This window comes from Streptomyces sp. YIM 121038, assembly GCF_006088715.1.
Lineage (GTDB): Bacteria > Actinomycetota > Actinomycetes > Streptomycetales > Streptomycetaceae > Streptomyces.
In genome coordinates, this window is record NZ_CP030771.1 from 2,454,864 (window position 1) to 2,469,171 (window position 14,308).

Sequence of the window (14,308 nt, forward strand, 5' to 3'; positions counted from 1 at the left end):
GCCGAGGATGGTGATGTTAGGCCCAGGGGACGTGATCCGACAGGGGGTTGATATTGCTTCTCCGCGCTGTTCAACGTCACGACGGCGCGCCCGGAGCGGCTCGAACGGGCGCTTTCCCGGCCTTTTGCAAGAAGTCATTGCTGGCCCGGGAGCACTGGGGTTAGCTTCACCCTGCACCACTAGTCATGCACCTGGCACCACCCGTCAGCATCTGCCCGAGCACCAGCAGTGTTCGGGCAGTTCCGTATCCGGATGATGTGGAGAACCCATGGCTCATCTGCGCTCCTCGCGCCCGTCCCGCTCCAGACGGCTCGCGCTCGCCGTGCCGCTCGGTGTCGCCCTCGCCGCGGCTGTCGGCTTCGGCCCGGGCGCGGCGGCGGCCCCGCTCGACAACCCGGGGCCGGCCGCGGCGCGGGCCGTCGAGGCGCCCGCGGCGGGCAAGCTGGCGTACGTCGTGAACACCCGCACCGACGCCAAGACCATCGCCGCCGTGAAGAAGGCGATCGCCAGGGCCGACGGCACGGTCGTCGTGACGTACCGGAAGATCGGCGTGATCGTCGCGCACTCGGCCAACCCGGACTTCGGCAAGCAGCTGCGGGCGGTGCGCGGCGTGCAGTCCGCGGGCGCCACCCGCACGGCCCCGCTGACGGCGGCCGGGACGACCGAGGAGGGCGCGCCCACCTTCCTGTCCAAGGAGCAGGTGAGGCAGGCCAAGTCGGGCGGGCAGAAGGCCGGTTCCGGCAGGGGTGCCGCCGAGCCGCTGGAAGCCGACCAGTGGGACCTGCGGGCCATCGGCGCCGACAAGGCCGCGCAGATCGACCCGGGCAGCAAGAAGGTCACCGTCGGCGTCATCGACACCGGCGTCGACGACACCCACCCCGACCTGGCGCCCAGCTTCTCCGCCAAGCAGTCGGCGAGCTGTGTCGGCGGCAAGGCCGACACCTCGCCCGGCGCCTGGCGTCCGGCGAAGAAGGAGCACTACCACGGCACGCACGTGGCGGGCGAGATAGCCGCGGCCCGCAACGGCATAGGCGTCGCCGGGGTGGCACCCGGCGTCAAGGTCGCGGGCATCAAGGTGGCCGACCCGGTCAGCGAGCTGTTCTACCCGGAGAGCGTCGTCTGCGCCTTCGTGTTCGCCGCCGACAACGGCATCGAGATCACCAACAACAGCTACTACGTGGACCCGTGGCTGTACAACTGCAAGGACGACCCGGACCAGCGGGCCATCCTCGACGCGGTCAACCGGGCCCAGCTCTACGCCCAGCGCAAGGGCACCCTGAACCTCGCCTCCGCGGGCAACTCCAACCACGACCTGGACGCGGACGAGATCGTCGACGAGTCGAGCCCCGACGACTCCACCCCGGTCAAGCGCACCATCGACCCGCACAAGTGCCTCGACGTGCCCACCCAGCTCCCGGGCGTCGTCACGGTCAGCGCGACCGGCGTGTACAAGGCCAAGTCGTACTACTCGACGTACGGCAACGGCGTCGTCGACATCGCGGCCCCCGGCGGTGACCGCCGCTACCAGAAGCCGACCGACACCCCCTCGAAGGACGGCGGCATCCTCTCCACGATGCCGGGCGGCGAGTACGCCTGGCTGCAGGGCACCTCGATGGCCTCGCCGCACGCCGCGGGCGTCGCCGCCCTGCTGAAGTCCACGCACCCCAAGGCGAGCCCGGCCCAGCTCCAGAAGCTCCTCAAGAAGCAGGCGGACAACCCGGGCTGCCCGGACAAGCCGTACGACCCGGACGGTGACGGCAAGGTCGACGCCGTCTGCAAGGGCGACAAGAACCGCAACGGCTTCTACGGCTACGGAATCGTCGACGCCCTCGACGCCGTGACGAAGAAGTGAAGGGGAGTACCTACGTGACCAGGCACTCCGCATCCTTCGGACGTCGTGCGCTCGCCCTTCCCCTCGGTGTGGCCGTGGTGTCCGCGCTCGCCTTCCTGCCGGGCACGGCGGCGGCGCAGCCCGACGCGCCGTCCGTGCCCGCCGCGCAGCAGCCGAAGGCCGAGGGATCGGCCATGAGCTACGTCGTCAACGTCCGTGAGGGACACGGCGGCTGGACGGCGAAGTACGTCAAGAAGGCCATCGCCGCGGCGGGCGGCGAGGTCGTCATCGCGTACGACCAGATCGGCGTCATCGTCGTGCACTCCTCCGACCCGGACTTCGCGAAGAAGATCCGCCAGGTCAAGGGCGTGCAGTCGGCGGGGGCCACGCGCACGACGCCGCTGTCCGCCCAGTCGAGCGACGACGTCGACGCGGCGCGGCCGCTGTCCGCGAAGGAGGCCCGGGCGGCCGCGGGCACGGCGGCCGACGGCCAGGACGAGCTGGAGCCGCTCCAGTGGGACCTGCCCGCCATCAAGGCGGACCAGGCGCACAAGGAGTCCCTGGGCAGCCCGAAGGTGACGGTCGGCGTCCTCGACTCCGGGGTCGACGACACGCACCCGGACATCGCACCGAACTTCGACAGGAACGCGTCCGCGAGCTGTCTGGGCGGTGTGCCCACGCAGAAGGACAACGCCTGGCGGCCGGTGGCCAAGGAGAGCGACCACGGCATGCACGTGGCGGGCACGATCGCCGCCGCGAAGAACGGCACCGGCGTCACCGGCGTCGCGCCGGGCGTGAAGGTGGCGAGCCTGAAGGTGGCCGAGCCGGCGACCGGCCTGTACTACACGGAGGCCGTCGTCTGCGGCTTCGTGTGGGCGGCCGAGCACGGCGTGGACGTCACGAACAGCAGCTACTACACGGACCCGTGGCTGTTCAACTGCCGTACGGACGACGACCAGCGGGCCCTGGTCGACGCGGTCGGCCGCGCCAGCCGGTACGCGGAGCGCAAGGGCTCCGTGAACGTGGCGGCGGCGGGCAACGCCAAGACGGACCTCGCCCAGGAAGAGATCGTCGACAAGTCGAGCCCGAACGACTCGACGCCGGTCGAGCGCACCATCAAGACCGCGGACTGCTTCGACCTGCCGTCGCAGCTGCCGGGCGTCGTGACGGTGTCCTCCACGGGCGCGAAGGGCCTGAAGTCCTCGTTCTCCAACTACGGCAAGGGCGTCATCGACATCGCGGCCCCCGGCGGCGACTCGACGGCGTTCCAGAAGCCGCAGCCGCCCGCCACCAGCGGGCTGATCCTGTCGACGCTGCCGGGCGGCAAGTTCGGCTACAAGGCGGGGACGTCGATGGCGTCGCCGCACGCCGCGGGCGTGGCCGCGCTGATCAAGTCGGCGCACCCCAAGGCGTCGGCGGCCCGGGTGAAGGCCCTGCTGTACCGGCAGGCCGACGCCGTGCCGTGCACCGACCCCTACGACATCGACGGCGACGGCAAGGTCGACGCGGTGTGCGAGGGCGGCAAGAACAGGAACGGCTTCTACGGCGTGGGCATGATCGACGCGCTGGACGCCGTGCGGAAGTAGCCCCCCACGGGAGCAACGCCGGACCGCTGGGAGGCGGTCGGGGCCGGGCGGTTGCGGACCGCCCGGCCCTTCGCGAGAGGATGCCGCCCATGTACGCCTACCGAGACTCGTCATTCGTCCACGAAGGCCCCGACCAGTGGCGCGCCGAGCCGGTGCGCCCGACGTGGCAGCTGGCCCTGCGGTTCCTGGTCACGGTGGTCGTGCTGCCGGTGTGGTGGCTGCTGCTCCTCGTCCTCGCCGTCGTGGCCCTCGTGATCGCCCTGTTCGCGGAGATCCTCACCGTGATCCCGGGCTTCGAGAGCGGCGCCGAGCGCGTCATGGACCGGGTCCTCGGCCTGATCGCGATCTGGCCGCGCTGGACCGTGACCTGGCCCGAGCTGCGGCACGAGGGCGACGACGGCTTCTACCGGGCCCGGGTCGACGGATACCTGGACACCTGGACGGAGCGGGCGTCGAAGCCCAAGGAGGACAAGAAGCCCAACCCGCCGGTGGAGTGCGAGGTGCCGCTGCGCAAGTACCGGGGCGTGGGCGGCGGTTACGTGGTCGAGGCGGCGGCGGCCCGCGGCTGGGAGCTGCGGCCCTCGGACCCCGCGGAGGAGATCCGGCTGTGGTGGTCGGCGGCCTCCGAGCCCGGGACCACGGGACCCACGCCATAGTGACTGTATGACACAACCACCTTTGCCCGACGGGGAGTCGACCGCCGGGGCCGCGTACGCGTGGGCGGCGCTCGGCGGCGCCCCGGAGGCCCTGGCCCGCCTCTCCCCCGTCGTGCGCGACGACACCCTGGCCGCACGGCTTCCGGTACGCGCCCTCGCACGGGCCTGCGTCGGCGCCTGCGCGCTCGCGGCGGCCGAGCTCGCGGCCCTGCGCACGGGAGGGCCCGTGCCGCACGCGCGCGTGGACGACGGTGCCGTGGCCGCCGCGTTCACCAGTGAGCGGCAGCTGCTCGTGGACGGGCGCGCGCCGGTCACCTTCGCGCCCCTGTCACGGTTCTGGCGCACCGCGGACGGCTGGGTGCGCACGCACGCGAACTATCCCCACCACCGGGAGCGCCTGCTCGCCGGCCTCGGCCTCACCGCGAGCACGGCCGACGCGGACAGCGAGGCGACCGTGCACGCGGTGGCCGCGCGGCTCGCCGCGCTGCCCGCCGTCGAGGCCGAGGCCGCGGTGTACGCCGCCGGGGGTCTCGCCGTCGCGCTGCGCACCCCGCGGGAGTGGGCCGCGCACCCGCAGGCGGCGGCCGTGGCGCGGCTGCCCCTGGTGGCGCGCGAGCGGCTCGGCGACGGCGCGCCGCGCACCCTGCCGCCGTCCGCGGCGGGGCCGCTGCTGCCCGCGGCCGGGGTACGCGTCCTCGACCTCACCCGGGTGATCGCGGGCCCGGTCGCGACCCGCACCCTCGCGCTGCTCGGCGCGGACGTGCTGCGCGTGGACCCGCCGCACCGCTCCGAGCTGCCCGACCAGCACGCGGACACGGGCTTCGGCAAGCGCTCCACGGCCCTCGACCTCGGTGGCCGCGCGGGCCTGCGGACGTTCCGGGACCTGCTCGCCGGGGCGGACGTGGTGGTGACCGGCTACCGGCCCGGCGCCCTCGACCGGTTCGGGCTCTCCCCCGACGCACTGGCCGAGCGCCGCCCGGGTCTTGTGGTGGCGCAGCTGTCGGCGTGGGGCGCGGCGGGTCCCTGGGCGCGCCGGCGCGGCTTCGACAGCCTGGTGCAGGTGGCGACGGGCATCGCCGCCACGGAGGGCTCGCCGGAGCGGCCCGGCGCGCTGCCCGCGCAGGCCCTGGACCACGGCACGGGCTATCTGCTGGCCGCGGCGGTCCTGCGGGCGCTCACCGAACAGCGGACGAACGGCGCGGGCGGCACCCGCCTCGCCCGGCTCGCTCTGGCCCGGACGGCGGCGTGGCTGACCGGGGCGGTGGACGGCGAGGGCGCCCCGGGGCGCGCACCGGGGCTCGCGTCAGGACCCGCGTCGGGGCTCGCGTCAGGCTCTGCGTCGGGGCTCGCGACCGGGCTCGCGGCGGGCGAAGGATCCGCCGCGGACGCCCCCGCGGGCCCGTCCGACCGCACGCACGCGTACGACCCCGCGGACCGGCTCGCTCACACGGACAGCCCTCTCGGGCGGCTGCGGTACGCCCGGTCGCCGGTCGCCTTCACCGGCGGCCCGGTGAACTGGGCGTGCCCGCCGGGCCCTTGGGGCGCGGACGCACCCGTGTGGCGCTGAGCGGACCCCGCCGGGCGGAAGGGCACCGCACCAGTTGTTTGCCCGGACTTGCCCCGAAGTGGGATGACTGGTGAAGATCGTGTAGTGACCATACGACCGTCCGTGGAAACCGGAGACTCCCTGGCGGCAGGAGCCCCCTCGGCGGGAGGCGAGGCCCCGTCGGAGGCGGCCGCCGCCCCGCGCGCGGGGCACCGTGCCGCGCACCGCCGCGCGTCGTCGGGACGCGCCGTGGCCGTGCTCGTGCTCGTGGCCGTCGCCGCGGTGGTGCCGCTGCTGGGCCCCGCGGCCGTGCTCGACGGTACCGGCGAGGCCGAGGCGCCCGGCACGCAGGGCATCACGTTTCTGCGGACGGTCCTGTTCGCCGCGCTGTGCGTACAGCTCGGCGAGGTGTTCATCCGCCGGGTCGCGCGCCGGGTGCCCGGGGCTCCGATGGCGTCGGCGCCGCGCGCGTGGGGGTGGTGGGCCGCGGGCGCTGGCCTCCTCGCGGCGCTGGGGCTCGCGTCGGTCGTGGCCAGCGGCAATCTGGTACCGCACCAGCCGTCGGACCTGGACCTCGGCGGTCTGTACGCGTCGCGGGACGGTCGCCTCGCGCTCCTGGAGGCCAACGCGTTCCTCCTGGCCGCGCTGTGCGCGCGCACGCGCCGCCCGGACAGCGCGGTCCTGCCGCTGGCGGCGGTGGTCGTCGCGGAGGCGCTGCGCGCCCACCCGCCCGCGGAGGACGCCGCCCTGGCGGGATCCGGCCTGACCCTCGTCCATCTGACGTGCGCGGCCCTGTGGGCGGGCGGCCTGCTGTACGCGCTGCGGACCCTGTGGCGCTGGCGAACGTCCGCCCCGGAGGCGGCCGTTGCCGTACTGAGCCTCTACGCGCGCGTGGCGGCCGTCCTGTTCGCGGCGATCACCGCGACCGGGATCGTCAGCACGCTGCGCCGCATGCCGCCGGACACCGTCGTCGACCAGCTGACGACGACCGCGTACGGCCGCACGATGCTCGCCAAGCTGCTGCTCGTGGCCGTCGTGGCCGTCCTCGCGCTGCTCGCCCGGCGCCGTCTGAAGCGGTGTTCCGGCGGTGACCGGATCGCGGCCTACGCGCCCGCGCGCGCCGAGGTGCTCGTGCTCGGCGCCGTGGTCGCCGTGTCGGCGCTGCTCACCGCCGTGCCGCTGCCGATCCGCTGGTGAGGACGGAGCGGACCAGGAGGGCCTGGGCCGCCAGATAGGTGAGCATGATCCAGAAGTCGGGGCGCGGGGCCTGCGGCCAGTCGGCCACGTCGGTCGCGATGAGCGTGTCCGAGAGCAGGAACAGCGCGCCGCCCGTGGCCGCCGTGAGCCCCAGAGTGGTGGCACCGCCCGCCATCGCCGTGAGCAGCAGGCTGTAGCCCGCGACCGGGAGGCGCATATCGGGCGGCAGGTCGGGCCAGAGCAGTGCCACGGTGACGCCGAGCGCCGCGCCGTACGCGAGGACCAGCCCCGCGCCCCGGGGCCTGGGGTGGGCGGTCCCCCACCGCCGGAACAGGGCGAGGTAGCAGACGTGGCCCGCCGCGAAGGACGCCATTCCGGCGAGGAACGCGGGGTCGGCGTCCGCCAGGAGGAGGGTGTCACCGCCCCAGCCGAAGGCCAGCGCGGCCACGAGGAGGCGGGGGCCGCCGCTGAACACCACGTAGAGGGCGAGCGCCGGCATGAGGAGGGGCTTCAGGAGGGTGTGGGCGAGGCCGGATCCGGCGGCCACGCCGACCAGGTCGCCGAGCGCGAGCAGGGCGAAGGCGGCCAGGGCCCAGGGGGCCCGGCCCTGGTTTCCGGCGCGGGGCGGCGTGGGCTGTGCCCACCCTTCCCCAAGCTCTCGGCTTCGCTCGAGCAGGGGACACCCCGCTCGCCCTGCGGAACGATTGCCCACAGTGGGCGTGGGGCGGGTCATGCCGCGCGCTCCGGAGTCTTCTGCGGCTGTGGGGCGGCCGTCGGCTCGGGCGGAGGTGTCGGCTGCCAGCCCGGGCCCCGGAAGACGTGGCCCGCGCGGGCGCGCCAACTGGTCGCCCGCTTCACGTCCCTGGCGATGGCCGCGTACTCGTGGGTGGCCACGCGCAGGGGGTTGTACGTGGTGATGTCCTTGGTCAGGCCGTACACGGGGCGGTCCGTCTCCGGGACCCAGGAGCCGAAGAGGCGGTCCCAGACGATGAGGATGCCGCCGAAGTTGCGGTCCAGATAGCCGCCCTGGGACGCGTGGTGCACGCGGTGGTGCGAGGGCGTGTTGAAGACGTACTCGACGGGCCGCGGCAGCTTGCCGATGCGTTCGGTGTGGACCCAGAACTGGTAGACCAGGTTGGCCGACGAGCAGAAGGCGACGGCCGCCGGGTGCACGCCGCACAGGATCATCGGCACGTAGAACGGCCACACCGTGAGGGACGTCCACGGCTGGCGCAGCGCGGTCGTCAGGTTGAACTTGCGGCTGGAGTGGTGCACCACGTGACAGGCCCACAGGATGCGGACGACGTGGTGCCCCCGGTGGGACCAGTAGTAGAAGAAGTCCTGCGCGAGCAGCATCAGCGGCACCGTCCACCACAGGACGGGCACGCGCAGCGGCGTCAGGGAGTAGAGGGCCGAGTAGACCGCGACGATCGGGATCTTCCACAGCAGGTCGAAGACGAGGCTGCCGAGCCCCATGGTGACGCTGGTGGCCGCGTCCTTCGTCTCGTACCCGGCGGCGTCCTCGTCGGGGTGCACGCGGACGCTCACCATCTCGACGACGGTGAGCAGCACGAAGGCCGGGATCGACCAGAGCACCACATCGGGCAGGTTCGGGGACGACATGCCGTCACCGTAGGCGGGCTCCGGCCTGCTGCCTAGAGGTTGTTACCGACAAGTATTACCGGCGGTACGCCCTCAGTTGTTGGCGATCTCCGCCCTTGCCCCTCAGACTCCGGCCGCTCCCAGGAGCGCTCCCGCCGCGTAGGTCACCGCCATCGCCAGGGCCCCGCCGAGGACGTTCCTGAGCACCGCGGGGCGCACGCGGGCCGCGCCCAGGCGGGCGCTCGCCAGGCCCGTGAGGGCGAGCGCGGCGAGGACCGAGACGACGGTGACGGGCAGGCGCCAGGAGGCCGGCGGCAGGACGATCGCGAGGAGCGGGAGCAGGGCTCCGACGGTGAAGGCGACGAAGCTCGCCCACGCGGCGTGCCAGGGGTTGGCGAGCTCGTCGGGGTCGATGCCGAGCTCCACGCGCGCGTGGGCGCGCAGCGCGTCCCGTTCGGTGAGCTGCTGCGCGGCCTCGCGGGCCACGTCGCGGCTGAGCCCGCGCCCGGCCAGGAGGTCGGTCAGCTCCGCGAGTTCGGCCTCCGGCTGCTCGCGCAGCTCGCGCTTCTCCTGGGCCAGGGCGGCCTTCTCGGAGTCGCGCTGCGTGGACACCGACACGTACTCGCCCGCCGCCATGGACATGGAGCCCGCGAGCAGGCCCGCGAGGCCCGCCGTCAGGAGGGTGCCGCGGTCGTCGGTGGCCCCGGCGACGCCGACGACCAGGCCCGCGGTGGAGACCACGCCGTCGTTGGCGCCGAGCACGGCGGCCCGCAGCCAGTTGAGGCGGGACCCCAGGGCGCCGCCGTGCGCTTCCTCGTGGGTGGCTTCCGTCACAGGGGGAGCATGGCACCGCCCGTGTCACCAGACGCGGACCGACCCTCCGGAGGCGAACACCGGGCTCGTGGCGTCGGCCGGGGCCTCCTCGAGGGGTTCGGCGAGCTCCTCGACCGTGGGTCCGACCTCGGCCGCGAGGGCGCCGAGGCGCTCCAGGTCGAAGCCGTACACGCGCGCGGCGTTGCCTCCGACCATGGCGGCGACCTCCGCGTGCGGAAGGCCCGCGTAGGCGGCGCGCAGGCCCTCCCGGGAGTACGGGTAGGTCCCCTCGTCGTGCGGGTAGTCGCTGCCCCACATGACCTTGTCCAGGCCGATGCGCTCCCGCAGGGCCGCCTCGTGCGGGCGCATGAAGCTCGCGCCCACGAAGCAGTTCTCCCGCCACACCTGCGAGGGGCCCTTGCCCATCTGCTCCGCGAGCCCGGCCCCGAACTTGGACTCGGCGGTGTCCGCCCGCGTCGCCGCCGCGACGAGCCGCCCGTGGTAGTAGTCCAGCATCTCCAGGACGCCGGGGATCCAGCCGGAGCCCTGCTCGGTGAGGACGAGGCGGAGCCCGGGATGGCGGCGGAAGGCGCCGCCGAACATCAGGTGCCACAGCGCCCGGTGCGAGAACCACGTCGTCTCGACCATGAACACCGCGCGGGCCGCGGGCTCCTCGCCGAGCGGCGGCGACGCCGAGCCCGCGTGGTGGTTGACCGGCACCCCGAGCTCGGCGCAGACCGCCCAGATCGGGTCGTACGCGCGCGCGTGCAGCTCGGGCAGGCCCGAGCCCGGCGGGGTGCCCGGGAGCAGCAGACCGCCGGTGAGCCCCGCCGCGACGGCCCGGCGGATCTCCTTCACGGCCTCGTCGACGTCGTTGAGCAGGATCTGGAAGACGCCCGCGCGGCGGCCCGGGGCGGCCGCGCAGAAGTCGGCGAGCCAGCGGTTGTGGGCGCGCAGGCCCGCCCAGCGCAGCGCGTACTCCTCGCGCGTCGGGGCGGGCGCCATGAGGGACGCCGACGGGAAGAACGGCGGGATGGTGTTGGGGAAGACGACCTCGGCGACGATGCCGTCCCGCGCAAGATCCGCCAGGCGGCGCTCGGAGTTCCAGTTGCGGTCGGCGGTGTCGGCGAGGAGGTCCTCGTGCGGATTGACGTACGTGGCCGCCCAGGCGTCGAAGGCGTCGTGGTGGCGGGACTCCAGATAGGGCCGGTAGTCGAGGAGGTCCGCGCCCGCGTGGCAGTCGGCGGAGATGACGGTGTGGCGCTCGGTCATCGGTTCACCCCAAGGGTCGGGAAGTCGTGGCCGGTCAGCCAGTGGCGGCCGACCTCGCGCGAGCGCGCCCAGGAGGCGGTGACGGCGTCCTGGTCGGGGTCCTGGCCGAGTTCGGCGGGGGTCGGCCCGATGCGGCGGGCCAGCGGGGCGAGCCGCGCGGTGTCGAAGCCGAACACCTCGGCGGCGGCGAGGCCCAGCATGCGCCGGGTCTCCGCCACCGGGATGTCGTGGAAGGTGTCGCGCAGCCACGCGCGCGTGCCGGGCCAGGTGCCCTCGGGGTGGGGGAAGTCGCTGCCCCACAAGATGTTGTCGACGCCGATCTCGTAGCGCTGGGCGAGCTCGCGGCGCTTGGTGTTGGTGGCGCAGACGAACACCTGCCGGTCCAGATACGCGTGCGGCGGGCGCGTCAGCTCGGCGAAGGGCGACAGCTTCTTGCCGCCGTGCGCGCCCAGGTAGAGGCGGTCCATGAACCACAGGAGGTTCGGCAGCCACCAGCAGCCGGACTCCGCGACGCCGAACCGCAGCCCCGGGTGGCGCTCGAACACCCCGGACCACAGCAGGAACCACAGGGGCCGCGCGGGCCACCACGTCACCTCGGAGACGTAGACGCCGAGGTGGTCGCCGTACTCGTGCCGCGGCGCGGCCCCGGAGTGGGTCATCACCGGCATCGCGCACGCGGCCGCCGCGGCCCACACGGGGTCGTAGCGGCGGTCGTGGTAGGGCGGCTTGTCGACCCACATGGAGGGGATCATCAGCGCGCCGAGCCCCGACTCCCTGGCCCGGTGGATCTCGGCCACCACGCGGCCGGGGTCCGCGGTGACGGGCAGCAGGGCCACGCCGCAGTGCCGCTCGGGGTGCTCGGACACGAAGTCGGCGAGCCAGCGGTTGTGCGCCCGCGCGCCCGCCATGCCGAGGTCGGGGTCCTGGTCCCCGGAGAGGCCGAGGCCGACCCCGAAGGGCGCCGCGGTCCGGCTGTCGACGGCGTCGGCGTCCGGGAAGACGACCTCGGCGGCCACGCCGTCGCCGTCCAGCTCCTTGATCCGCCGCCCGGCGTCCCAGCCGCCCTTCAGGCCCTCTTCGTTGTCGCTGAACCACTTCGCGGCGAAGGCCTCGTTGCGGATGCCCAGCCGCGTCATCTCCTCGCGGCGCCGCTCGCGCCCGGCCAGGAACGCGTCGAACTCCCGGTGGTACCGGGCCTCCAGATAGGGCCGGTACTCCTCGGTGGGCAGACCGGCGTGGCAGTCCGAGGAGATGACCAGGTACGGGTCGTGGGCGGCGGGGCCGTCGGGGGCGGCGGGAGCCTCGGGGGTCGCGCGGGTTTCGTACGTCTCGTACGTCTTGCACGTCTCGTGCGTCTCGTGCGGCGTGTGCGTCTCGTGCGGGTCCGTCATCGGGACTCCTCAGTCGAGGATGAACTTCTCCAGGTAGTCCGGCGCGGAGCGCTCCAGCATGGACCGCGCCCGCGCCCTGATCTGCCGGTCGCTGTGCTCGCTCGCGGGCAGCAGCCAGAAGCGGTCCGCCACGATGCCCTCGACCACCAGGTCCGCGACCTCCTCGACCGGGGTGAAGACGACCTCCTGCCCGGCCTCGCGCAGGGCGGCCTCCCACTGGCCGAGGGTGCGGTACGGGGCCTTGCGGGGGCGCTGCTTGGCGTACCGCTCGGGCCGGTTGCGGTGCGACTCCCACAGGCCCGTGCGGAGCATGTGGGGCCCGGGGAAGAGCACGGACGCGCCCACGCGCGCGTGCTCCGCCCGCAGATGCGCGTACAGGGACTCCGTCATGGTGACGACGGCCGCCTTCGTGACCGCGTACACGGAGGCCGTCGGCAGCGGTGCGATGCCGCCGTCCCCGGAGGACGTGTTGACGACGTGCCCCGGCTCTCCCCCGGCGATCATCCGGGGCACGAACGCCTGGATGCCGTGGAAGACCCCCCACACGTTGACCTCGAAGGCCCACTTCCAGTCGTTCGGCTCGTGCTCCCACATGCGGCCCTCCGCGCCCGAGCCGACCCCGGCGTTGTTGCACAGGACGTGCACCGCGCCGAACCGTTCGTACGTGTCCTCGGCGAGCGCGTGGACCTGCTCGCGCACGCCGACGTCGACCACGCGCGCGTGGACCGTCGCCCCCTCCGCGCGCAGTCCGTCCGCCGCCTCGTGGAGGGCGCCCTCCTCGACGTCGGCGAGCACCACCGTCAGGCCCCGCGCCGCGAACCCGCGCGCGAGCGCGAGCCCGATGCCGCCGGCCGCGCCGGTGACGACGGCCACCTGTCCCGTCGCGAGCTCCATCAGGCACTGCCCTCCGGAGGCCCGTCGAGCACCTGCCGGGCGTCGTCGTAGCGCTGGTGGACGTACGGCAGGAGCGCCTCGGGGCTGACCCGCTCGACGACCGTGCCCCGCTGGTCGCTGGTCTTCTCGCCGATGGTGATCTCCACCAGGCGGCGCACGGGCAGGTCGGCCACCGGGTCGTACATCGACTCGCGCAGGACCACGTCCCCGGTGATCCGCTCCAGCTTGCGGACCTTCTCGTTGCGGACGCAGTGGACAAGCACGGGGTCCGTGTCGAAGCCCGAGCCGTCCACCGCGGGCAGGAACTTGAAGTAGAAGTCGGTCTTGCGCGTGGGCTCCGGCAGCGGCAGGGGGCCGCTGACGCCGCCGCGCACCTCGACGAACGCGATGCCGTGCCGGGCGAGCGCCGCGCGGACGACGAGGCCGTCGCGCTCGACCGTGACCTCGCCGAGCTTCTTCGGCTCGCCGAAGACCTCGCGGCCGCCGGTCAGGGCCCGCTCGTGGGTCATCGGCATCACCAGGGGGTACCAGCCCGCCACCGCCCCGTGCTCGGCGGCGACGGCGACCGAGCCCGCGCCCAGGGGGTAGCCGGGCAGCTCGACCTTGCTGATGTTCACGCGCACCAAGGGGCGCGCGGTGGGCTTCAGGGGCGGCGGCAGGACCGCCGCGACCACGTCCGGGTCGCTCTCCCAGAGGGCGACCACGCCCGTGGACCAGATCTCCGGGAGCCGCGCGTTCGCTGTCCGTGCCGCGGCCAGCTCCGCCTCGGTGCGCGCGCCGTAGCGTACGCGTGCCATGTCGTACCGCCCTTCGTTGACGATCCGTCAGGTGTCTGCGACGTCTTGCGGGAGGTTCTGTAACACAGTTACAACAGAGCCCGTGAAGGGTAAAGAGACGCGGACGGCCCACCTCGACCGGGACCAGGTCCTGGACGCCGCGGCGGGCCTCGTCAAGCAGCACGGCCCGCGCGCCCTGACCATGCGCAAGCTCGCCGCCGAGCTCGGCACGGCCGTGACCTCCATCTACTGGCACGTCGGCAACCGCGAGTCGCTCCTGGACGCCCTCGTCGAGCGCACCCTCGCCGACCTGGGCGAGATCCGGCCGCGGGGCCGCACCCCGGCCCAGCGCGTGGTCTCCGTGGCGCGCGCCCTGCGCCACCAGCTGCGCGACCATCCCCATCTGGTCGCGATGGTCCACGAACGCGGCCTGACGGACCGCATGTTCCTGCCCGCCCAGCGGGTCCTGGTGCGCGAGCTGCACGCGGCGGGGCTGCGCGGCGCCCGCGCGGCCGACGCCGTGCGGGCGCTCCAGGTCCACGTCGTCGGCCACGTCCTGGTGGAGCGCAACCGCGAGCGCGCGCCCGTCCAGCGCCCCGGCGAGCACCGGCTCTGGGACGCGGGCGCCGCGGACGCCGACCCCGCGCTCGCCCGTGCCCTCACGCGCCCCCTGGACGCGGAGCGGCTCTTCACCCTTTCGGTGCGGGCCCTGGTGAGGGGTCTGCTCGGCCCGGCGCCGTGACG

Annotated in this window: 13 protein-coding genes; 6 read left to right on the forward strand and 7 right to left on the reverse strand. The window is 74.0% G+C overall.

Annotated elements, in window-relative coordinates:
- Positions 1 to 268 precede the first annotated feature (268 nt).
- The 5 genes from C9F11_RS10030 to C9F11_RS10050 all read left to right on the forward strand — a co-directional run bounded on the left by C9F11_RS10030 (position 269) and on the right by C9F11_RS10050 (position 6,816).
- Entirely contained in the window at positions 269 to 1,852 is a 1,584-nt protein-coding gene (locus C9F11_RS10030) for a S8 family serine peptidase (RefSeq protein WP_138958935.1), read from the forward strand.
- Positions 1,853 to 1,866: 14 nt separating this feature from the next.
- Positions 1,867 to 3,417 (forward strand): S8 family serine peptidase, encoded by a 1,551-nt coding sequence (locus tag C9F11_RS10035; protein WP_138958936.1) that lies wholly within the window; start codon positions 1,867 to 1,869, stop codon positions 3,415 to 3,417.
- 89 nt (positions 3,418 to 3,506) lie between these two features.
- A complete protein-coding gene (locus tag C9F11_RS10040) occupies positions 3,507 to 4,073 on the forward strand; it encodes a hypothetical protein (protein WP_249401667.1) in 567 nt (188 codons plus the stop codon).
- A 7-nt stretch (positions 4,074 to 4,080) separates the two neighbouring features.
- A complete protein-coding gene (locus tag C9F11_RS10045) occupies positions 4,081 to 5,640 on the forward strand; it encodes a CoA transferase (protein WP_138958937.1) in 1,560 nt (519 codons plus the stop codon).
- 228 nt (positions 5,641 to 5,868) lie between these two features.
- On the forward strand, positions 5,869 to 6,816 hold the full coding sequence (locus C9F11_RS10050) for a CopD family protein (RefSeq protein ID WP_249402158.1): 948 nt from the start codon (positions 5,869 to 5,871) through the stop codon (positions 6,814 to 6,816).
- Here the strand turns inward: C9F11_RS10050 and C9F11_RS10055 are convergent.
- From C9F11_RS10055 to C9F11_RS10085, 7 genes are all read right to left on the reverse strand, one after another.
- Complete coding sequence (locus C9F11_RS10055) at positions 6,785 to 7,549, reverse strand: lysoplasmalogenase (protein WP_138958939.1); 765 nt, start codon at positions 7,547 to 7,549, stop codon at positions 6,785 to 6,787. The genes C9F11_RS10050 and C9F11_RS10055 overlap by 32 nt on opposite strands.
- Positions 7,546 to 8,439: a sterol desaturase family protein gene (locus C9F11_RS10060; protein ID WP_138958940.1), complete on the reverse strand. Its 894-nt coding sequence runs from the start codon at positions 8,437 to 8,439 to the stop codon at positions 7,546 to 7,548. The genes C9F11_RS10055 and C9F11_RS10060 overlap by 4 nt, the downstream gene beginning before the upstream one ends.
- Before the next feature lie 102 nt (positions 8,440 to 8,541).
- Entirely contained in the window at positions 8,542 to 9,252 is a 711-nt protein-coding gene (locus C9F11_RS10065; protein ID WP_138958941.1) for a VIT family protein, read from the reverse strand.
- 24 nt (positions 9,253 to 9,276) lie between these two features.
- The gene (locus C9F11_RS10070) at positions 9,277 to 10,503 is read right to left on the reverse strand and encodes an amidohydrolase family protein (protein WP_138958942.1); all 1,227 of its coding nucleotides are present in this window, start codon (positions 10,501 to 10,503) and stop codon (positions 9,277 to 9,279) included.
- Positions 10,500 to 11,894 (reverse strand): amidohydrolase family protein, encoded by a 1,395-nt coding sequence (locus tag C9F11_RS10075; protein ID WP_249401668.1) that lies wholly within the window; start codon positions 11,892 to 11,894, stop codon positions 10,500 to 10,502. Before C9F11_RS10075 ends, C9F11_RS10070 begins: the two co-directional genes overlap by 4 nt.
- 9 nt (positions 11,895 to 11,903) lie before the next feature.
- Entirely contained in the window at positions 11,904 to 12,788 is an 885-nt protein-coding gene (locus C9F11_RS10080) for an SDR family NAD(P)-dependent oxidoreductase (RefSeq protein WP_138958943.1), read from the reverse strand.
- On the reverse strand, positions 12,788 to 13,585 hold the full coding sequence (locus C9F11_RS10085; protein ID WP_138958944.1) for an acetoacetate decarboxylase family protein: 798 nt from the start codon (positions 13,583 to 13,585) through the stop codon (positions 12,788 to 12,790). The genes C9F11_RS10080 and C9F11_RS10085 overlap by 1 nt, the downstream gene beginning before the upstream one ends.
- Positions 13,586 to 13,667: 82 nt before the next feature.
- Between C9F11_RS10085 and C9F11_RS10090 the strand changes: the two genes are divergently transcribed.
- Positions 13,668 to 14,306, forward strand: coding sequence for a TetR family transcriptional regulator (locus C9F11_RS10090; RefSeq protein WP_249401669.1), 639 nt, complete (start codon positions 13,668 to 13,670; stop codon positions 14,304 to 14,306).
- Positions 14,307 to 14,308 lie beyond the last annotated feature (2 nt).

Coding starts and splice junctions, on each gene's coding strand:
- C9F11_RS10070 (WP_138958942.1), bottom strand. CDS start 10,503: ATGACCGAGCGCCACACCGTCATCTCCGCCGACTGCCACGCGGGCGCG.
- C9F11_RS10060 (WP_138958940.1), bottom strand. CDS start 8,439: ATGTCGTCCCCGAACCTGCCCGATGTGGTGCTCTGGTCGATCCCGGCC.
- C9F11_RS10055 (WP_138958939.1), bottom strand. CDS start 7,549: ATGACCCGCCCCACGCCCACTGTGGGCAATCGTTCCGCAGGGCGAGCG.
- C9F11_RS10085 (WP_138958944.1), bottom strand. CDS start 13,585: ATGGCACGCGTACGCTACGGCGCGCGCACCGAGGCGGAGCTGGCCGCG.
- C9F11_RS10040 (WP_249401667.1), top strand. CDS start 3,507: ATGTACGCCTACCGAGACTCGTCATTCGTCCACGAAGGCCCCGACCAG.
- C9F11_RS10030 (WP_138958935.1), top strand. CDS start 269: ATGGCTCATCTGCGCTCCTCGCGCCCGTCCCGCTCCAGACGGCTCGCG.
- C9F11_RS10075 (WP_249401668.1), bottom strand. CDS start 11,894: ATGACGGACCCGCACGAGACGCACACGCCGCACGAGACGCACGAGACG.
- C9F11_RS10045 (WP_138958937.1), top strand. CDS start 4,081: ATGACACAACCACCTTTGCCCGACGGGGAGTCGACCGCCGGGGCCGCG.
- C9F11_RS10080 (WP_138958943.1), bottom strand. CDS start 12,788: ATGGAGCTCGCGACGGGACAGGTGGCCGTCGTCACCGGCGCGGCCGGC.